Annotated in this window: 18 protein-coding genes; 11 read left to right on the plus strand and 7 right to left on the minus strand. The window is 60.4% G+C overall.

Going from position 1 to position 20844, the window contains the following annotated elements:
• The first annotated feature begins 29 nt into the window (after positions 1-29).
• From MCB86_RS11050 to MCB86_RS11100, 11 genes are all read left to right on the plus strand, one after another.
• The gene (locus MCB86_RS11050; protein ID WP_045160872.1) at positions 30-1427 is read left to right on the plus strand and encodes a polynucleotide adenylyltransferase PcnB; all 1398 of its coding nucleotides are present in this window, start codon (positions 30-32) and stop codon (positions 1425-1427) included.
• Complete coding sequence (gene folK / locus MCB86_RS11055; protein ID WP_045160871.1) at positions 1428-1922, plus strand: 2-amino-4-hydroxy-6-hydroxymethyldihydropteridine diphosphokinase; 495 nt, start codon at positions 1428-1430, stop codon at positions 1920-1922. It begins immediately after the preceding gene.
• Positions 1923-2085: 163 nt separating this feature from the next.
• Positions 2086-2886, plus strand: coding sequence for a 3-methyl-2-oxobutanoate hydroxymethyltransferase (gene panB / locus MCB86_RS11060; protein ID WP_045160870.1), 801 nt, complete (start codon positions 2086-2088; stop codon positions 2884-2886).
• Positions 2883-3734, plus strand: a complete 852-nt coding sequence (gene panC / locus MCB86_RS11065; protein ID WP_045160869.1) for a pantoate--beta-alanine ligase — start codon at positions 2883-2885, stop codon at positions 3732-3734. The genes panB and panC overlap by 4 nt, the downstream gene beginning before the upstream one ends.
• Positions 3735-3845: 111 nt before the next feature.
• Complete coding sequence (gene panD / locus MCB86_RS11070; RefSeq protein ID WP_003298244.1) at positions 3846-4226, plus strand: aspartate 1-decarboxylase; 381 nt, start codon at positions 3846-3848, stop codon at positions 4224-4226.
• Positions 4227-4558: 332 nt separating this feature from the next.
• Positions 4559-6223, plus strand: coding sequence for a glucose-6-phosphate isomerase (gene pgi / locus MCB86_RS11075; protein ID WP_045160868.1), 1665 nt, complete (start codon positions 4559-4561; stop codon positions 6221-6223).
• Between the two features lie 159 nt (positions 6224-6382).
• Positions 6383-7258 (plus strand): oxygenase MpaB family protein, encoded by an 876-nt coding sequence (locus MCB86_RS11080; RefSeq protein ID WP_045160867.1) that lies wholly within the window; start codon positions 6383-6385, stop codon positions 7256-7258.
• Positions 7259-7302: 44 nt separating this feature from the next.
• Complete coding sequence (locus MCB86_RS11085) at positions 7303-8319, plus strand: class I SAM-dependent methyltransferase (RefSeq protein ID WP_045160866.1); 1017 nt, start codon at positions 7303-7305, stop codon at positions 8317-8319.
• 85 nt (positions 8320-8404) lie between these two features.
• The gene (locus MCB86_RS11090; RefSeq protein WP_239610893.1) at positions 8405-11335 is read left to right on the plus strand and encodes a DUF748 domain-containing protein; all 2931 of its coding nucleotides are present in this window, start codon (positions 8405-8407) and stop codon (positions 11333-11335) included.
• A gap of 1 nt (position 11336) precedes the next feature.
• On the plus strand, positions 11337-11636 hold the full coding sequence (locus tag MCB86_RS11095) for a DUF2845 domain-containing protein (protein ID WP_239610895.1): 300 nt from the start codon (positions 11337-11339) through the stop codon (positions 11634-11636).
• Positions 11637-11653: 17 nt separating this feature from the next.
• A complete protein-coding gene (locus tag MCB86_RS11100) occupies positions 11654-11962 on the plus strand; it encodes a DUF2845 domain-containing protein (protein WP_239610897.1) in 309 nt (102 codons plus the stop codon).
• Positions 11963-12023: 61 nt separating this feature from the next.
• On the opposite strand, the gene MCB86_RS11105 is transcribed toward MCB86_RS11100, so the two are convergent.
• The 7 genes from MCB86_RS11105 to nusA all read right to left on the minus strand — a co-directional run bounded on the left by MCB86_RS11105 (position 12024) and on the right by nusA (position 20833).
• The gene (locus tag MCB86_RS11105; RefSeq protein ID WP_239610900.1) at positions 12024-12398 is read right to left on the minus strand and encodes a BON domain-containing protein; all 375 of its coding nucleotides are present in this window, start codon (positions 12396-12398) and stop codon (positions 12024-12026) included.
• 292 nt (positions 12399-12690) lie between these two features.
• A complete protein-coding gene (gene pnp, locus MCB86_RS11110) occupies positions 12691-14796 on the minus strand; it encodes a polyribonucleotide nucleotidyltransferase (protein ID WP_239610902.1) in 2106 nt (701 codons plus the stop codon).
• 207 nt (positions 14797-15003) lie between these two features.
• A complete protein-coding gene (rpsO, locus tag MCB86_RS11115; RefSeq protein WP_025240600.1) occupies positions 15004-15273 on the minus strand; it encodes a 30S ribosomal protein S15 in 270 nt (89 codons plus the stop codon).
• A 119-nt stretch (positions 15274-15392) separates the two neighbouring features.
• Positions 15393-16310: a tRNA pseudouridine(55) synthase TruB gene (gene truB / locus MCB86_RS11120; protein ID WP_239610903.1), complete on the minus strand. Its 918-nt coding sequence runs from the start codon at positions 16308-16310 to the stop codon at positions 15393-15395.
• A gap of 3 nt (positions 16311-16313) precedes the next feature.
• Complete coding sequence (gene rbfA / locus MCB86_RS11125) at positions 16314-16703, minus strand: 30S ribosome-binding factor RbfA (RefSeq protein WP_045161096.1); 390 nt, start codon at positions 16701-16703, stop codon at positions 16314-16316.
• 115 nt (positions 16704-16818) lie between these two features.
• On the minus strand, positions 16819-19323 hold the full coding sequence (gene infB, locus MCB86_RS11130) for a translation initiation factor IF-2 (protein ID WP_045160859.1): 2505 nt from the start codon (positions 19321-19323) through the stop codon (positions 16819-16821).
• Between the two features lie 28 nt (positions 19324-19351).
• Positions 19352-20833, minus strand: coding sequence for a transcription termination factor NusA (gene nusA, locus MCB86_RS11135; RefSeq protein ID WP_239610905.1), 1482 nt, complete (start codon positions 20831-20833; stop codon positions 19352-19354).
• Positions 20834-20844 lie beyond the last annotated feature (11 nt).

Here is a 20844-nt window from a genome sequence, read left to right on the forward strand (position 1 = left end):
CTTTGTCATTTCGCCACACAGTGCCTCTCATGCTGAAAAAGCTGTTCCAGTCTTTTCGTTCTCCCCTGCGCCGCTTCCCGCATCCCCGTCGCACACCCGAAATACTGTCCAGCCGGCAGCACTCGCTGCACCGAAACGATCTCAGCCGGCACGCCGTCAGCGTCGTCGAACGGCTTCAGCATGCCGGGTACGAGGCCTATGTCGTAGGTGGTTGCGTCCGCGACCTGCTGCTGGAGCTGGCTCCGAAGGACTACGACGTCGCCACCAGCGCCACGCCCGAACAGGTACGCGCCGAGTTTCGCAACGCCCGGGTCATTGGCCGTCGCTTCAAGCTGGTTCATGTGCATTTCGGCCGCGAAATCATTGAAGTTGCCACCTTCCGGGCCAACCATCCCGAGGCGGACGATGATGAGGACAATCATCTTGCGTCACGCAACGAGAGCGGACGAATCCTGCGCGACAACGTCTATGGCACCCTGGAAGACGACGCCCAGCGTCGCGACTTCACCATCAACGCGCTGTACTACGACCCGTCGAGCGAGCGCATTCTCGATCACACTCATGGCGTTCGCGACATTCGCAATCGGCTGATCCGCCTGATAGGCGATCCCGAGCAGCGCTATCTGGAAGATCCGGTGCGCATGCTTCGAGCGGTCCGCTTCGCGGCCAAACTGGACTTCGAAATCGAACAGCACAGCGCCGAGCCCATCGCCGAACTGGCTGACCTGCTGAACGATGTGCCTTCGGCTCGCTTGTTCGACGAGATCATCAAGCTCTTCCTCAGTGGCAAGGCCGAACGCACCTTCGAGTTGCTACTGGAATACGATCTCTTCGCCCCGCTGTTCCCAGCCAGCGCCGATGCTTTGGAAGACAATCCCGACTACGCCGGCACCCTGATCCGTAACGCTTTAGCCAATACCGACCAGCGCATTGCCCAGGGCAAGCCGGTGACCCCGGCATTCCTGTTTGCCGCCTTGCTATGGCCAGCCTTACCGGCGCGCGTCGCCGAAGCACAGGCCAGAGGCTTGCCGCCGATACCAGCGATGCAGGAAGCGGCCCATGAGCTGATCTGGGAACAGTGCCAACGCACCGCCATCCCGAAGCGCTTCACCATGCCGATGCGGGAAATATGGGACATGCAGGAGCGTCTGCCGCGCCGTCAGGGCCGCCGCGCCGATCAGCTACTGGACAATCCGCGCTTCCGCGCCGGCTACGACTTCCTTCTACTGCGCGAAAGCGCCGGGGAGCAGACCGATAACCTGGGCGAATGGTGGACCGACTACCAAGAAGCCAGCGAGAGCGAACGCCGCAATATGATTCGCGGCCTCAGCAGCAAGGACGAGGGTAGCGGAGCACCTCGCAAGCGGCGCCGCAGCGGACGGCGCAAGCGCGGCCCGAACGAAAACGCACCGGCGTCCATCGATTAAATGGAACGGGTTTACATTGGCCTTGGCAGCAACCTGGCCGAGCCTCGCGAGCAGCTGCGTGGCGCACTCAAGGCACTTGCAGCCATCCCCTCATCCCGATTCGCCGGCGTGTCTTCGCTGTACGTCAGCGACCCGCTGGGCCCACCGGACCAACCGCGCTACTACAACGCCGTCGCTGTACTCGACACCGCACTGGTGCCGCTCGAGCTGCTCGATGCATTGCAAGCCATCGAAAGAGCCCAGGGCCGGGAACGCAAGGCTGAGCGCTGGGGTCCGCGAACGCTGGATCTGGATATCCTGCTGTTCGGCGACTACCAACTCGACGGGCCACGCCTGACGGTGCCGCATTATCACCTGCACGCCAGGGCGTTCGTGCTGTATCCGCTGGCCGAAGTAGCACCTGAAACCCTGAAATTAGCCGATGGGCGACGTCTCGCCGATCTGCTCGCCGCCTGCCCTTTCGAAGGCCTGGAACGCCTGAACGAGGCCTTGTAACCAGCCGGTAACAGTTGTAACAGTCCTGGTAACACTCCCGATTGACTTAGCACGCCGCCATCGGGACTATAAGCGCCCGCTACCGGCACGCATCGATTTGGGGCGCCCCAGCGCGCTCCGAGTGCAACCGTGATCCCTCAGAGGCTCTAGGAGGACGGCATTCATGCCAGACGTAACCCTGACCACCCTGCAAGGCCTCAAGCAGAAAGGCGAGAAGATCGTCATGTTGACCTGCTATGACGCGACCTTCGCCAAGACCGCCTGCGAAGCCGGGGTCGAGGTGCTGCTGATCGGCGACTCCCTTGGCATGGTTCTGCAAGGACACGACAGCACCCTGCCGGTAACCGTTGCAGAAATGGCCTATCACACTGCCTGCGTCAAACGCGGCAACCGTGGCGCGATGATTCTTGCCGACCTGCCCTTCATGGCCAACGCGACCATCGAGCAGACGCTGGACAACTCCGCCACGCTGATGAAAGCCGGAGCACACATGATCAAGGTCGAGGGCGCGGCCTGGCTGGCCGAGTCCATTCGGCTGCTCGCCGAACGGGGAATTCCAGTCTGCGCGCACATGGGCCTGACCCCTCAGGCAGTAAACCTGTTCGGCGGTTACAAGGTGCAGGGCAGGCAGGACGCTCAGGCGCAGCAGATGATTGCCGATGCCCAGGCCCTCGAAGCCGCCGGCGCCGCGATGCTGCTACTCGAGTGCGTCCCCAGCGACCTGGCCGCCCGCATCACCCGGGCGGTCACGGTGCCGGTGATCGGCATCGGTGCCGGCAACGCCACCGATGGTCAGGTTCTGGTACTGCACGACCTGCTCGGGCTGTCACTCAGCGGACGCGCACCGAAGTTCGTCAAGAACTTCATGCAGGAGCATGACGACATCCCCAGCGCCATCGCCGCCTACGTCCAGGCGGTGAAGAGCACGGATTTTCCCGCAGCCGAACATGGATTCTCCGCATGAACGTGGTTAGGACTGTCGCCGATCTGCGCGCCGCGGTGACCCGCGCGCGTGGCGAAGGCAAGCGCATCGGCTTCGTGCCGACCATGGGCAACCTGCACGCCGGCCATGTCGCGCTGGTTAAGAAGGCCGGCCAGCGCGCCGACTTCGTGGTAGCCAGCATCTTCGTCAATCCGCTGCAGTTCGGCCCCAACGAAGACCTGGCCAGCTATCCGCGAACGCTGACCGCCGACCAGGACAAGCTGTTCGATGCCGGTTGCCACCTGCTGTTCGCTCCCAGCGTCGAAGAGATGTACCCCCACGGCCAGGCGTTGCAGACCATCGTCCGTGTGCCCGGCGTCTCCGAAGGCCTTTGCGGCGGTAGCCGCCCCGGCCATTTCGACGGCGTATCCACCGTGGTCAGCAAGCTGTTCAACATGGTGCTGCCGGACCTCGCGGTGTTCGGCGAGAAGGATTATCAGCAGTTGGCGGTTATCCGCACCATGGTCCGCGACCTGAACATGCCGGTGCAGATCATTGGCGAGCCCATCGTGCGCGCCGAGGACGGGCTGGCGCTGTCCTCGCGTAACGGTTACCTGAGCGCCGACGAACGCACGACTGCGCCGGCGCTGCATCGAACGCTGCAGCAACTGGCCGATGCCATCCGCCACGGCGAACGCGACTACCCCGCTCTGCTGGCCTCCGGTAAACAGGCGCTGCAGGCTGCGGGGTTTCGTCCGGATTACCTGGAAATCCGCAATGCGCTGGATCTGCAGCCAGCCACCGACGAACACCATGAACTGGTGATCCTCGCGGCGGCATTCCTTGGCAAGACCCGCCTGATCGACAATCTGCAGGTACACATCAGCTAATCCGTAGCTGACCGAGCCGATCATCGGCACCCGCTCTGCCCGCCCCGGTATTGATCGCACCCCGGGGTTCGGGCACACTCTGCGCCGCTTGCGCACCCGGAGGACCCCGCCATGCACGCCATCATGCTCAAGGCCAAACTGCACCGCGCCCAGGTAACCCACTCTGTGCTGGATTACGAAGGCTCCTGCGCCATCGACGGCGACTGGCTGGACCTCGCCGGCATCCGTGAATATGAGCAGATCCAGATCTACAACGTCGACAACGGCGAGCGTTTCACCACCTACGCGATCCGCGGCGAAGAAGGCTCGAAGATCATCTCCGTCAATGGTGCGGCCGCGCACAAGGCCGGTGTCGGCCATCGTCTGATCATCTGTGCCTATGCTCATTACAGCGAAGCCGAACTGGCCAGCTTCAAACCCCATGTCCTCTATATGGGCGCCGATGGAGAGCTCAGCCACACCAGCAACGCCATTCCGGTTCAGGTCGCCTGATTGATCTGGTGATTGAACAAGCCCGCAACGCCTGCCGCGCTGCGGGCTTTTTTGTGGTCAAGGGTTTCCCCTGGCAGCGTAAATCTGCAATGGTCGCAGTGTTCCGATGCCCAACGACCCTGCAAACGCGACGCTTCGGAACGCCGCGCGTTTTTGCCAGTCAGACCAGTCTCGACGGTGCAGGAAGCACCGTCGCCGCCGCGGCCTCAACCGCAGCGGTATGCGCCTGCTCCATTCAGGATGAATGCCAGCGTGCCAGCATGTTCGAATGACTGTTTGTCCCCATTGCAGGACCGCAGATAGTCCGCCAAAGCAAAGGAAGCCGCACAACCATGAGCTACTACCAGCACCCTCTCGATGCCACCGGCCTGTCGTCCTGGAAGGCCTTGGAAGAACATCGCCTGGCGATGCAGCACTTCAGCATGCGCGAGGCCTTCAAGGCCGACCCGACTCGCTTCGATGACCTGTCGGTTTCCTGCTGCGGCCTGTTTCTCGACTATTCAAAGAACCTGATCACTCGCGAGACTCGCAGTCTGCTGGTGAACCTAGCGCGCGAGGCCGGCGTCGAACAGGCTGCCCATGCGATGTTCGAAGGCGAGCGGATCAACGCGTCGGAAAACCGACCGGTACTGCATACCGCCCTGCGCCGCCCGATGGGCGACTCCGTACAAGTCGACGGCCGCAACATCATGCGCGACGTGCACGCCGCGCTGGCGCAGATGACCGACATCGTCACCCGGATCCACAACAATCTTTGGCGTGGCTTCAGCGACAAGACCATCACCGACGTGGTTAATATCGGCATTGGGGGCTCGTTTCTCGGCCCGCAGCTGGTATCCGAGGCGCTGTTGCCGTTCACCCAGCACGGTGTGCGTACTCATTATCTGGCGAATATAGACGGCAGCGAATTCCGCGAAGTGACCGCCAAACTGAACGTCGAAACCACCCTGTTCATCATTTCCAGCAAGACCTTCGGCACCCTCGAAACACTGAAGAACGCCCAGGCGGCGCGCACCTGGTATCTCGGCAAGGGTGGCACCGAGGAGAAGCTTTACCGTCACTTCATTGCGGTGACCAGCAACAAGCAGGCCGCCATCGATTTCGGTATTCGCGAGAAGAACATCTTTCCGATGTGGGATTGGGTCGGTGGGCGCTATTCACTGTGGTCGGCGATCGGCCTGCCCATTGCCCTGGCTATTGGCATGTCCAACTTCAAGGATCTGCTGTCCGGCGCCTACAGCATGGATACCCACTTCCTCAACGAGCCCTTCGAAAGCAATATGCCAGTGCTGCTGGCAATGCTCGGGATCTGGTATCACAACTTCTGGGGGGCGCAGAGCTACGCCTTCCTGCCTTACGATCATTATCTGCGCAACTTCGTCAAACACCTGCAGCAGATGGACATGGAATCCAACGGCAAGAGCGTCCGGCAGGATGGCTCGCCAGTTTCTTGCAGCACCGGCCCGGTCATCTGGGGCGGCGTCGGGGCCAACGGCCAGCACGCTTACCACCAATTGTTGCATCAGGGCACTCCGCTGATTCCAGCCGACTTCATCGTGCCGGTGGTCAGCCATAATCCGGTGGCCGATCATCATGAGTGGCTTTATGCCAACTGTCTGTCGCAGAGCCAGGCACTGATGCTTGGCAAAACCCGTGAAGAAGCAGAAGCCGAACTGCGTGCCAAGGGCATGAGCGAAGCCGAGATCCAACGCCTGGCGCCGCACAAAGTCATTCCTGGTAACCGACCGAGCAACACTCTGGTGATGGAAACCATCAGCCCCGGTCGCCTGGGTGCGCTGATCGCGCTGTACGAGCACAAGGTATTCGTACAGGGCGTGATCTGGGGAATCAACTCCTTCGACCAGTGGGGTGTGGAATTGGGCAAAGACCTGGGCAAGGCCGTCTACGGCCAGATGACCAGCTTCGATGCGCCACCGGCCGAGGATGCCTCGACGCAAGGTCTGATCGACTTCTTCCGCGGGCGTCATCGCGGCTGATCCGCCATACAAACCGGGCGGCGTCTCGCTGCCCGGCTCCCGCCTCTTCCATCGCTCTCTCTACGACTCGACGTAGTCCCGGCCGATATCCATCGACCGGCCGGGTAACATGTGCGCATCGGGTAACATTCGCCTATCCCAGACAAGCCAGACGTTCCCATGGAGTTCATCCGCCGTCATATCGAATCGCAGGTGCTCAGCCTTACCGGCCTGGCCATTGGCGGTGTCGACTACGAGAGCCCGCCGGGCGACCCGGGATTGTTCGGGCCGGATTCCGTTTGCTGGCGTGTACACGGCGATTTCACTTCGATGCTGGTCGGCGGCATCTCCGCCCTGCTACTCCAGGCGTTGCACCCGCTGGCGCTGGCCGGCGTCTGGGATCATTCGAATTTCCGCGAAGACTTACTTGGACGCCTGCGTCGCACCGGGCAGTTCATCTCGGCGACCACCTTCGGCAGCCAGGCCGACGCACAACGATTGATCGAGCGGGTTCGGGCGATTCACCTCAACGTCACCGGTCACGCCGCCGATGGCCGACCTTATGCCGCTTATGACCCCGATCTACTGACCTGGGTGCATGTCGCCGAGGTCAGCAGCTTTCTCAAGGCGCACTTGCGCTATCTCAATCCTGCTCTGTCTGGCAATGATCAGGACCGCTATTACACGGAGGTCGCGCTGATCGCCGAGTCGTTGGGCGCTCGCGACGTGCCGCGCTCGAGGCAGCAGATCGCCGACTATCTGCAGATGGTGCGCCCGCAGCTGCAGTGCGATGAACGCTCTCGGGAAATCCTTCGTGTGTTGTTCAACGCCCCGGCTCCCAGCGCGCTGACCCGGCCGTTTGGCGCACTCATGATGCAGGCTGGCGTGGAGCTGTTGCCGGATTGGGCGAGCGCCATGCTCGAACTGCAGCAGAGCCCGCGCCAGCGCCAGCTGATACAGCTGGGCGTCAGACGCACCGCACCCGTACTGCGTTGGGCGGTGCGCAGCGGCTCGGTGCACCGGGCCCGTCGACGCATGGGCCTGCCTAGCCGCTAGTGTTTTCCGCTAGACTGCGTGCCTTTCTCGCCGAGTCGCCGCGCATGCCTTCTCTAGAACAGGCGCTGCGCGCCGCTTACCGCAGCCGCGAAACGCTGCTGACTCAGCTGCATTCACAGGGCACCGACTGCTACCGACTGTTCCATGGCAGCCAGGAAGGCGCTCCAGGCCTGACAGCTGATCGCTATGGGCCGTTGTTACTCGTCCAAAGCTTTCATCAACCCCTCGAACGCAACGCGCTGCTGGCGCTGCATGAGCAGCTCTGCACCAGCCTCGGCAAATCCTTGTCGCTGGTTTACAACGACCGCTCCCAGGGCAACTCACGCATCGACCGCAACGACTCGGTGTTTCGCGCCGACCCTGCGGCGTTGGACGATCAGGTTGGCCAGGAGTGGGGCCTCAACTACCGCATCCGCGCGCGCCATAGCGGGCAGGATCCACTGTTGTTTCTCGATCTGCGCAACGCTCGCGGCTGGGTCAAAGCCAACAGCGCCGGCAAGTCGGTGCTCAATCTCTTCGCGTATACCTGTGGCGTCGGCCTCTGTGCTGCAGCCGGCGGCGCGCGCGAGGTGTGGAACCTGGACTTTGCCGAGAGCAACCTCGCGGTCGGGCGGGAGAACGGCGTACTCAATCCCGAGCTGGCCCCGATGCAATTCGTTCAGTCGGATTATTTTCCGGCGATCCGACAGCTGGCGGGTTTGCCTATCCCCCAACGACGCGCACGCGCGCTGCCCGACTATCCGCGCCTGATGCCCAGACAGTTCGACCTGATACTGCTCGATCCTCCGGCTTGGTCGAAAAGCGCGTTCGGCACGGTCGATCTGCTGCGCGACTATCAGAGCCTGCTCAAGCCCGCATTACTTGCCACGGCGGAAGACGGGGTGCTGGTCTGCTGTAATAACCTGGCGAAAATCAGCCTCGAAGACTGGCGGGAGCAGGTTTTGCGTTGCGCGATAAAGACGGGACGACCGGTGCGCGATTGCCAGGTGTTGTCACCAGCACATGACTTTCCGTCCGCCGATGGGCAACCTCCCCTGAAGGTTCTGACGCTGCAATTGTGAAGCGCAGCAATACACTGAGACCTTAGAGGAACCCGTCTGTCGTGCCATACTCCAAGGCAGTCACTGCCCGGAATGTAGATTTCGCATGCCCAACGGAATGAAGCGCGCACTCATCGGCCTGATGACCGCACTGGTCTGCTATTGCCTCCTCGGCTTCCTGATACTGCCCGGGGTCGCCCAACGTGTCGTCAATCAGCAGCTGATCCAGTACGCCACGGTGCCAGCACGCCTGGAGCGAATCGAGTTCAACCCGTTGAGCCTCGAACTCACGCTATTCAATCTGCGCCTCGGCGAGACGGATCAGCCGCAGCTGGGCTTCGAGCGCCTTTATCTCAACCTGGAATGGAGCAGCCTCTGGCGTCGCGCCTTGCAGATCGAGGACGTCGAGCTGGTTCAGCTGCACACCGAGGTGATCTTCGACAAGGATGGCGTACTCAACCTGACGCAGCTGTTCGACTTGCCCGCAAGCGAAGAGCAGCCTGAAGCGGCGGGGCGAGAGACTTTCGCGCTACGCATTGGCCGGCTTCAACTGGTGGAGGGGTCGGTCCGCTTCGCCGATCAACGGCCCGATGAGCCCATCGATTTCCTGCTCGATTCGCTCAACTTCGAGCTGTTGAACTTCGCCACCCGCTCGGATGACGCCGCCGATGCGGTACTGGTCGCAACCGGCCCTAGCGGGGCCCGTGTGGACTGGACCGGGCAAATCAATCTGTCGCCGATCAGCTCATCCGGCCAGCTGAAAATCAGCAACCTGTTGCTGAAAGACTTCTGGGCCTATGCGCATGACACCGTACCGCTGCGCCTGCAGGAAGGCCGGCTGAGTTTCGCCAGTGACTATCGGCTCGACCTTGCGCAGAGCACCGAGCTGCAGCTGAGCAATCTGAATGCACAACTGGCACCCCTCAAACTGGACACCCCCGATGGACAGCCTCTGGTTCGCCTGGAGAGCCTGGAAATCAGCAAAACGGCGCTGGATCTGGCCAAGCAGCAAGTGGTGATCGGCGAGTTGCGCAGCCGGGCGCTGGAAACCTGGGTGGCTCGAGAGCCGGACGGCGAGCTGAACTGGCTGAAACTGCTGGCGCCTTCGGCTACCGCTGTGGCGGGCCAGACCCCCCACCAATCGCAAAGCGCAGAGCCAACCCCGCCAGCAAACGACAGCACGGCCGCGGACAAAAGCGCCTGGCAGGTTCTGCTGCATGATGCACAGCTGCGTGAATACAGAGTTCATCTGAGCGATCGCGTCCCGGAGGAACACGTCGCCCTGGAGTTAGGCCCGCTGAACCTCGATGTGTCCGATTTCGACAGTCTGGGCACCTCACCTTTCACCCTTGACCTGAACACCGGTGTCGGCAACCGAGGCGTCCTGCAGGCCGCGGGGCAGCTGCAACTGCAACCGGCCACGGGGCGGCTCAAGATCAGCACGCAGGATATCGACCTGCGCATCGCACAAGCCTATCTGACTCCTTTGGTTCATCTCGAGTTGCGCAGCGGGATGCTGGCCAGCCAGCTGGAGTTCGAGCTGACCGGCACCGAACCCCTGGCATTCAATCTAGGCGGGGCAGCGGAAATCACCCAGCTGCATACGCTGGATACCATCAAGAATCGCGACTTCGTCAAATGGCAACGTCTGAAGCTCGACGGGCTGAAATACCAACACCCTCAGCAGTTGCAGGTCGAGCACGTCGAACTGAGCCAGCCCTACGCACGCTTCATCATCAATCCCGACCTCACCACCAATATCAATGACCTGTTGGTGGACAAATCGACGCCGGACGACTCCGATGCCGCCTCGCCGGCAACGACGCAGGCGGAGCCGATGGCCATCCACATCGGTGGCATTGCGATCAATGACGGCTCGGCCAACTTCTCCGATCTCAGTCTGCGCCCCCCCTTCATCACTGCGGTGCAAGAGCTCAACGGCCAGATCGGGACGCTTGACAACCGGGCCCAACGACCGGCTACCGTCGATGTGAAAGGTAAGGTCGATCGCTACGCGCCGGTGAGCATCAAGGGAAGCCTCACGCCCTTCGATCCGCTGCAGAGTCTGGATATCGCCACCCGATTCAGGCAGGTCGAGCTCACCACGCTCTCGCCCTACTCCGGCAAGTTCGCCGGATATCGCATCCGCAAGGGCCGCCTGGACCTCGATCTGCATTACCGCATTCAGCAAGGCCAGTTGAATGCCGAAAACAAGGTCGTTCTGCAGCAGTTACAACTCGGAGAGAAAGTGGATAGCCCCGAGGCGGTCGACCTTCCTGTCCGACTGGCCGTCGCACTGTTGAAGGACACCCATGGCACCATCTCGCTTGAACTGCCGGTGCAGGGCAACCTCAACAACCCTCAATTCAACGTCATGCCGATCGTCTGGCAAACGCTGCGCAACCTTGTGGCACGTGCTGTCCAGGCGCCGTTCAAGTTTCTTGCGGGACTGGCGGGCGGCGAGCAGAACGACCTCAGCCAAGTCCTGTTTGCACCAGGCAGTAACGAATTGGATGAACAGGCGCGCGGCAACCTGACCACGTTGGCACGTGCATTACAGGAACGTCCGGTGCTGCGCCTGGAAGTCGAAGGGCAGAGCTCACCGCAAGCGGATGGACCGCTGATGGCCGAGCAATGGCTACAGCGCGAGTTTCAGGAGACTTGGTACAAGGTGCTGCAGCGCCGAGGTGACAAGGTACCTGCCGACGCCGCACAGTTGGAAATCGGCGAGGAGGAAAAGGTCGCCATGCTCGAAGGCATCTATCGCAGCCGACTCGGGAAACAGCCACCCGCTCAATGGGATGAACTCGACGAGCAGGAACGCAGCAAGCGCATGCGCGACGCCGTGGTCGCCAGCCGAGCGGATAGCACCGCGCTATTGCGCAGCCTGAGCCGTGCTCGCGCCGCTTCGATCAAGGACTACCTGGTCGATCAGACCGGGCTTGACGATTCACGGGTCTACCTACTGGACACTGGCATCACGCAAACCGAAGAAGCCGGACGGATTCCGACCTCACTGCATTTGGGGAGCGAATGACATGCCCACCCACGCTCGTCTCACCTGGCTATTTATTTTCGTGCTTGCGTCTCCGCTGTCACAGGCAGAAACCCTACGCTGCGGCAGCCAGTTGATCAGTACCGGCGACAGGACATTCGAGGTCGAACGCAAATGCGGCACGCCTGTGCAGCGCGATCTGATCGGCCACACACTGGGCCCTTACGCCAGGCAGGAGCTGGTTATCGAAGAGTGGCTTTACGGCCCCAATAACGGCATGTTCAGCATTCTGACCTTCCAAGGCAATCGACTTGTACGCATCGAGTCTCGCCGAGATCATTGAACGGAAAAGGATTCCTCGTGCCCACTACACTCGTCGTGATCTTGCTGAGTCTGCTTGTGTTCGCCTGTAGCGCCCAGGCCGCTTCTACCCATCGCTGCGGCAGTGCGCTGGTGAGCCTTGAAGCGTCCACCGCCGAAGTCAGAAACAAATGTGGCGAACCTTCCAGCGCCTCGCTGGTGGGATACAAGGAAGTCCTCGATGATTACGGCTTTCGTCATGAAGTGCAGATCGAAGAATGGCTCTATGGACCAACCAACGGGATGTACCATTTTCTACGCTTCGAAGGAAACCGCCTGCGTCGGATCGACAGCCAACGCGGTCGCTGAAAAAGGAAACCCCACTCGAAGGTGGGGTTTCGTATACCGCTGTTACGGCAACGGCTATTGTTTAGTCGGCGGCTTTCAGACCGTCAGCCGACACGTCACGAACGCCTTCGACACCCTTGGCCTTGTTGATCGCCATTTCGCGCTCAGCCTCGGTGGCCACAGTGCCGGACAGCGAAACAACGCCGTCTTTGGTTTCGACTTCGATATCCATACCTGGGGTAGCGTCTTCCACCAATAGAACGGATTTCACCTTGGTGGTGATCCAGGTATCAGAGGTGGCGTCGCCAGCCTCTTTCATGGTGTCGTTGGTAGCCAGCATGACCGTATCAGCCTTATCCAGCGCCGGAGTTATGTCGGCGAAGGCAGCGCCCGCCATGGGCAAGCTCAACGCAGCGGCGACGGCAGCAGCGGTAAGAGAATTCTGGATCATGTTCATAGTGGCACTCCTGTTTTCTTCAGATGTCTGCGGCATCTATTCCGACCGCAGTTCACAGGTAATGTCGCAAGTGACATGCCACTTTTTATTATAAAAATAACCCTTTAACTTCAATAGTTTGCAAAATCACAGTAGCTGAAGGCCACTAGCACACTGCATGTTTTGTCCTAGCGAAGCGTGCAAGTTGCAATCAATTTCGCGTGCTCCGAGCCGATTGTGTTGGGCGACGCTAAGCTCCAAGGCCCGAAACAAAAAAGGCCCCGAAGGGCCCTTTCTGTCACCGCTGGTGCGTTTAGGCGCCAGACGCCTCGGCAGCCGCCACATCTTTGATGGACAGCTTGATACGGCCGCGGTTGTCCACGTCCAGTACCAGCACTTTCACTTCCTGACCTTCCTTGAGCACGTCAGTAACCTTCTCCACCCGCTGGTCACTCAGCATGGAGATGTGCACCAGACCGTCCTTGCCCGGGAGGATGTTGACGAAGGCGCCGAAGTCGACGATGCGCTCGACCTTGCCGACATAGATCTTGCCGATCTCCGCCTCAGCGGTGATGCCCAGAACACGCTGTTTGGCGGCCTCTGCGGCTTCCTTGGTTTCGCCGAAGATCTTGATCGAGCCGTCGTCTTCGATGTCGATCGAGGCCTTGGTTTCTTCGCAAATACTGCGGATGGTGGCGCCGCCCTTGCCGATGACGTCACGGATCTTGTCCTGGTCGATCTTCATCGCAATCATGGTCGGTGCATTGGCCGACAGCTCGGTACGCGACTGACCGATGACCTGGTTCATCTGACCGAGAATGTTCAGACGCGCTTCCAGTGCCTGGCCCAGCGCGATTTCCATGATCTCTTCAGTGATGCCCTGGATCTTGATATCCATCTGCAGCGCGGTCACGCCTTTGGCGGTACCGGCCACTTTGAAGTCCATGTCACCCAGGTGATCTTCGTCACCCAGAATGTCGGTCAGTACGGCGAACTTCTCGCCCTCCTTGACCAGACCCATCGCGATACCGGCTACCGGCGCCTTCATCGGCACACCGGCATCCATGAGGGCCAGGGAAGCACCGCAAACCGAAGCCATGGAGCTGGAACCGTTGGACTCGGTGATCTCCGAGACCACGCGAATGGTGTACGGGAACTCATCGGCGCTCGGCAGCATGGCGGCAACGGAACGACGGGCCAGACGGCCGTGACCGATTTCGCGGCGGCCAGTAGCGCCCATACGACCACACTCGCCTACCGAATACGGTGGGAAGTTGTAGTGCAGCATGAAGGGATCTTTCTTCTCGCCTTCAAGGGTATCGAGCAGTTGCGCGTCGCGCGCGGTACCGAGGGTCGCAACCACCAACGCCTGGGTTTCGCCACGGGTGAACAGCGCCGAGCCGTGGGTCTTGTCCAGTACACCGACTTCGATGTTCAGGCCACGCACGGTACGGGTGTCACGGCCATCGATACGCGGCTTGCCGTTGACAATGTTCTCGCGAACGGTGCGGTACTCGATCTCGCCAAAGGCATCTTTGACTTCACTGGCGGACGGCTGGCCTTCCTCACCGGAGAACTTCGCGACGACCTGGTCACGCAGCTCACCCAGACGGGCATAGCGATCCTGCTTGATAATGATGGTGTAGGCCTGGGAAATGGCATCACCGAACTCGCTACGAATCGCATCGAGCAGCTGAGTGTTTTCCGCCTTGGGCTGCCAGTCCCAGGTCGGCTTGGCCGCTTCGGCTGCCAACTCGGTAACCGCCTGGATTACGGCCTGGAATTCATCGTGGGCGAACAGTACGGCACCCAACATCTGATCTTCGGTCAGCTCTTTGGCTTCGGATTCGACCATCAGCACGGCGTCTTTGGTGCCGGCCACGACCATGTCGAGGCTGGAAGCCTTGAGCTGCTCGTACGTCGGGTTCAGCAGATAGCCGGTCTCGGGATGGAAAGCTACGCGTGCAGCACCGATCGGGCCGTTGAACGGAATACCGGAAATGGCCAGCGCAGCGGAGGTACCGATCATCGCAGCGATGTCCGGATCGGTCTTTTTGCTGGTCGATACGACAGTGCAGATGACCTGTACTTCGTTCTGGAAGCCTTCTGGGAACAGCGGACGGATCGGGCGATCGATCAGGCGCGAGGTCAGGGTTTCTTTCTCCGACGGACGCGCTTCACGCTTGAAGAAGCCGCCAGGGATCTTGCCGGCTGCGTAGGTTTTTTCCTGGTAGTGCACTGACAACGGGAAAAAGCCCTTGCTCGGATCGGCGGTCTTTGCGCCGGTTACCGTCACCAGGACAGTAACGTCATCATCAACGGAGACCAGAACAGCGCCTGAAGCCTGACGGGCGATACGGCCAGTCTCGAGGGTTACGGTCGATTGACCGAACTGAAATTTCTTGATTACCGGGTTCACGGTGGTTCCTTCTCTATGTTGCCTTGGGGGAAACGTTTTTACATCTCGCGGGCCATGCCTCGCGCGAGACGCTTCGTAGCGAATTCTTGGGCAGTGCGGGGAATCAAACCCCTACGCTGTCCGAATGTGCCCCGCTGAAAGGCAAAAGCTGGAAGCAGGGACGAGCCCCACTTCCAGCTTTGGCATTCAGCTTCGCACAAGCATCGCTTAGCGACGCAGACCCAGACGACCGATCAGGGTGCTGTAACGAGTGGTGTCCTTGCCCTTCAGGTAATCCAGCAGCTTACGACGCTGGTTGACCATACGGATCAGACCACGACGCGAGTGGTGATCCTTGCCGTTGGCCTTGAAGTGACCTTGCAGCTTGTTGATGTTGGCGGTCAGCAGGGCAACCTGCACTTCCGGAGAACCGGTATCGCCTTCAGCTTGCTTGTACTCGTTAACGATCTGGACTTTTTCTTCAACGCTAAGTGCCATGATGGGCTCCTTCAATGAACAGGCCGGGACGGGTCCCGTATTCTAAAAAGAGGAGTGACCGTGCCTGCCGACAGCCACCCTCGTCACGCAGCACACCTTCGAGGCGCACCACGTATCGGTCATTCCGACCGAATCAATCGACGCGGCGCAATACGCCCGTCTTCGCTCACCTCACCAATACCAATGAAGCGACCGTTGTGATCCTGCACCCGCAACATGCCGAACTTCGGCGCTTCCGGTGCACGTACCGGCTGACCGTGCAGCCAGTAAAAGGCGCTGTGCTCCGAAAGCTGCAACAGCGGCCAGTGCTCGAGTCCGCTATCGACCGGTTTGAGGAAGGCATCTACCGCCTCCGCTCCACCTTCGGCATGAACCCGTTCAAGTTCCTCGAGGCTGACCGTCTGGGTCAGGTCGAATGGACCGGCCTGAGTTCGCCGCAGTTCGGCCACATGGGCACCACAGCCCAGCGCCTGCCCGATATCCTCGACCAAGGTGCGAATGTAGGTGCCCTTACTGCAAGCAACAGCCAGGCGAGCCCGGTCAGCTTCGAGCGACAGTAAATCCAAGCGGGTAATGGTAACAGAACGCGGCTCGCGCTCCACTACCTCACCTGCACGAGCGAGTTTGTACAGCGGCTGACCATCGCGCTTGAGCGCCGAATACATCGGTGGCACTTGCAAGAGATCGCCGCGAAATCGGGGCAGTAGCGCTTCAAGCTGCGCCTGATTGACGTCGACGGACCTACGCTCGAGCACCTCGCCCTCGGCATCGGCCGTAGTGGTGGTAATGCCAAGCTGGGCAACAGTCTCATAGCCCTTGTCGGCATCGAGCAGATACTGCGAAAACTTGGTCGCCTCACCGAAACACAAGGGCAGCACACCGGTTGCCAATGGATCCAGGCTGCCGGTGTGCCCAGCCTTCTCGGCATTGAGCAGCCAGCGAACCTTCTGCAAGGCAGCGTTGGAAGTGAACCCACGGGGTTTGTCGAGCAGAATGATGCCGCTGACTGCTCGGCGTACGCGTTTTACCTGTGCCACGCTTTACTCTCCGAGATCATCGCTGTGCTTGCGGTCTTCTGCCACTGCACGTTCGATTAGAGATGTAAGCTCGACACCACGGCGCACGCTGGCGTCATAGTTGAAATGCAGTTGGGGCACGGTGCGTAGCTTCATCGCCTTGCCCAGCTGCATCCGCAAGAAGCCACCGGCATCGTTGAGAATCCTGAGATTGGTCTTGACCGCATCTTCATCGTCATCCTTGCCCATAACAGTGATGAACACCTTGGCATGGGACAGATCGCGACTGACCTCGACGGCGGTAATGGTGATCAGACCCAGACGCGGGTCTTTCACTTCACGTTGAATCAACAGCGCCAATTCGCGCTGCATCTGGTCACCGATACGCTGGGTACGGCTGAATTCTTTGGCCATAAAATCTGCCTCGAGCAGCAAGCTGCAAACCTGGAAATCATCATGCTGCAAAGGCAAACGGCAAGCTTCCAGGGTCGCCCCTGGAAGCTTGCCGCCTATTACCTTACAGCTGCGGTTAGAGCGAACGCGCCACTTCGACTTTCTCGAACACTTCGATCTTGTCGCCAGCCTTGACGTCGTTGTAGCTCTTCACTGCGATACCGCATTCCATGCCGGCGCGCACTTCAGCGACGTCATCCTTGAAGCGACGCAAGGACTCCAGCTCGCCTTCGAAGATGACCACGTCATCGCGCAACACACGGATCGGGCGGTTGCGGTGCACCATACCCTCGGTGACCATGCAGCCTGCCACGGCGCCGAATTTCGGCGAGCGGAACACATCGCGAACCTCTGCGATGCCGAGAATGTTTTCCCGCACGTCGCTGCCAAGCATGCCGGTCAGGGCTTTCTTGACGTCTTCGATGATGTCGTAGATCACGTTGTAGTAACGCAGATCCAGACCTTCCTGCTCGACGATCTTGCGCGCACCGGCATCGGCACGGACGTTGAAGCCGAACAGTACGGCGTTGGACGCCAATGCCAGGTTGGCGTCGCTTTCGGTGATACCACCGACACCACCGCCGATAACGCGCACCTGAACTTCATCGTTGCCCAGGCTGCTGAGCGAACCTTGCAGCGCCTCGAGGGAACCACGGACATCGGACTTGAGGACGATATTGAGCGTCTTCTTCTCTTCTTGGCCCATATTCTCGAAGATGTTTTCGAGCTTGCCGGCATGCGCACGAGCCAGCTTGACTTCGCGGAACTTGCCCTGACGGAACAAGGCCACTTCGCGCGCCTTCTTCTCGTCAGCCAGTACGCTGAGCTCATCGCCCGCATCCGGTGTGCCATCGAGGCCGAGAATTTCGACCGGAATCGACGGGCCTGCTTCCTTGATCGGCTTGCCGTTCTCGTCGAGCATGGCGCGGATACGGCCATAGTTCGAGCCGACCAGCGCCATGTCACCCTGACGCAGGGTACCGTCTTGTACCAGCACGGTAGCAACCGGTCCACGCCCTTTATCCAGACGCGATTCGACCACAACGCCGCGGCCCGGAGCCGAAGGCGTTGCCGTCAGCTCAAGGATCTCGGCTTGCAGCAACACGGCCTCGAGCAGGTCATCGACGCCCGTACCCATCTTGGCGGAAACCGGCACGAACGGCGTATCACCGCCCCACTCTTCGGACGTCACTTCGTGAACGGACAGTTCGCTGCGGATTCGATCGAGATCGGCGCCCGGTTTGTCGATTTTGTTCACCGCCACGACCAGCGGAACACCGGCGGCTTTGGCATGCTGGATCGCTTCGATGGTTTGCGGCATCACGCCGTCATCGGCAGCCACCACCAGAATGACGATGTCGGTCGCCTGCGCACCCCGTGCACGCATCGCGGTAAACGCAGCGTGACCGGGCGTGTCGAGGAAGGTGACCATGCCGCGGTCGGTCTCGACGTGGTAGGCACCGATATGCTGGGTGATACCACCCGCCTCGCCGGCTGCAACCTTGGCGCGTCGAATGTAATCGAGCAGCGACGTCTTACCATGATCGACATGCCCCATGACGGTTACGACCGGCGCACGCGTAATGGCCTCGCCTTCGAACTTCAGCAGTTCGGCCAGTTGCTCTTCCAAGGCGTTGTCGCTGACCAGCTTGACCTTGTGGCCTAGCTCTTCGGCAATCAACTGGGCAGTTTCCTGGTCCAGTACCTGGTTGATGGTCACCGGGCTGCCCATCTTGAACATGAACTTAATGACTTCAGCGGCCTTGACCGACATCTGTTGCGCCAAGTCGCCAACGGTGATGGTCTCGCCGATCGCTACTTCGCGAACGATCGGGCCGCTCGGGCTCTGGAAACCATGCGCATTGCGCTTTTTCAGTTTCGATTTGCCACGACCACCGCGACGGAATCCATCGGCGTCGTCTTCGCCGCTGCGCACGGTACGCGAAAGCGGTGCTTTCGCTTTCAGCGAAGGACGATGCTGAGCCTGCTTGCGATCACGACGTTCGTCATCATCGCTACGAGCTTTGTCAGGGCGACGTGCCTCGTCCTTCTTGCGTTCCTCGACCGGAGCCGCAGGAACGACCGGGGCGGGTTCAGGCGCAACGGCCGCAACCGGCTCCTGGGGCTCGGAGACGGGCGTCTCGACCTTGGCCGAGGCTTTAGCTTCGGCTTCGCGACGTGCTTCTTCCTCGGCACGCAGACGCGCTTCCTCGGCAGCCTTCTGCCGAGCCGCTTCTTCGGCTGCACGCTGCTCTTCCAGCTCGCGCTGCTTTTCAGCCTCGATCTCGTCAGGACTACGCTTGACGAAGGTCTTCTTCTTGCGAACTTCAACGCTGATGGTCTTGCTGCCGCCAACCTTCAGCTTGGTCGTGGTCTTACGCTGCAAGGTGATCTTGCGCGGTTCGTCCACCTTGGCACCATGGCTGCTCTTGAGGTGCGCCAACAGGGCCTGCTTTTCATTATCGGTCACTACTTGCTCGGCGCTGGTGTGCGACAGTCCTGCCTCACGCATCTGCTGCAGCAGTCGCTCGACCGGTGTGTCGACCACCTGGGCCAGTTCTTTCACCGTGACTTGCGTCATGCATCTCTCTCCTCAGGCCGCTAAATACTTACTCGAACCAATGGGCTCGGGCGGCCATGATCAGCTTGCCGGCACGTTCTTGATCTATGCCGTCTATGTCGAGCAGGTCGTCAATCGACTGCTCGGCCAGGTCTTCGCGGGTGATGACACCCCGCATTGCCAACTCGACCGCCAGTTCCTTGTCCATGCCTTCCAGCTCGAGTAAATCCTCGGCCGGTTGGGCGTCTGCCAGTTTTTCTTCCGTTGCGATCGCTTTCGTCAGCAGGCGATCCTTGGCGCGCGTTCGCAGCTCATTGACGATGTCTTCGTCGAAGCCTTCGATGCCGAGCATTTCCTCCATTGGAACGTAGGCGATCTCTTCGAGCGAAGTGAAACCTTCCTCGACCAGTACTTGTGCCAGCTCTTCATCGACGTCCAGCTCTTCGATGAAACTACGCAGGATATCGCCGGTTTCTTCTTGCTGCTTGGTCTGGATGTCCGCTTCGGTCATCACGTTCAGCGTCCAGCCGGTCAACTGACTGGCAAGGCGCACGTTCTGGCCACCACGACCGATGGCCTGGGCCAGATTGTCTTCGCCAACCGCGATATCCATGGCATGGGCATCTTCGTCGACGATGATGGCGGCCACTTCTGCGGGCGCCATCGCGTTAATGACAAACTGCGCCGGGTTCTCGTCCCAGAGCACGATATCGACACGCTCGCCACCGATTTCGCCGGAAACGGCCTGAACGCGTGAACCGCGCATGCCGATGCAGGCACCCTGCGGATCGATGCGCTTGTCCTTCGAGCGAACTGCGATTTTGGCGCGCGAACCCGGATCTCGCGAAGCCCCCATCACCTCGATCAGACCTTCGGCAATTTCCGGTACTTCAATACGGAACAGCTCAATCAGCATCTGCGGCGCGGTGCGCGACAGAATCAGCTGCGGACCGCGATTCTCGGTGCGGATTTCCTTGAGCAGCGCACGTACTCGGGCGCCGACACGGAAGGTTTCACGCGCAATAATATCTTCGCGCGCCAACAATGCCTCGGCGTTATTACCCAGGTCGACGATGACGCTGTCGCGTGTCACCTTCTTCACGGTGCCGGAGATGATCTCGCCCAGGCGATCACGATAAGCCTCGACCACCTGTGCACGCTCGGCTTCCCGAACCTTCTGCACGATGACCTGCTTGGCAGTCTGCGCAGCGATACGGCCGAACTCGATCGACTCGATCTTTTCTTCCAGAACGTCGCCGACCTTGGCGTTGGCTTCCTGAGCCTGCTTCATGTCGACGGTCAGCTGATGCGCTGGATCGTCGAAATCTTCCTCTTCGACCACCGTCCAGCGGCGGAAGGTCTCATAGCTACCGTTCTGCCGATTGATTTCAACCCGCAGGTCCACCTCATCCTCGAAACGCTTCTTGGTAGCAGTGGCCAAAGCCAGCTCCAATGCTTCGAAGATCACACCGGCCGGTACGCCTTTTTCGTTGGATACCGACTCCACAACCAGCAGTACTTCTTTGCTCATCGTACGCCTCG

It is taken from the genome of Pseudomonas sp. KSR10 (genome assembly GCF_022355455.1).
Lineage (GTDB): Bacteria > Pseudomonadota > Gammaproteobacteria > Pseudomonadales > Pseudomonadaceae > Stutzerimonas > Stutzerimonas stutzeri_E.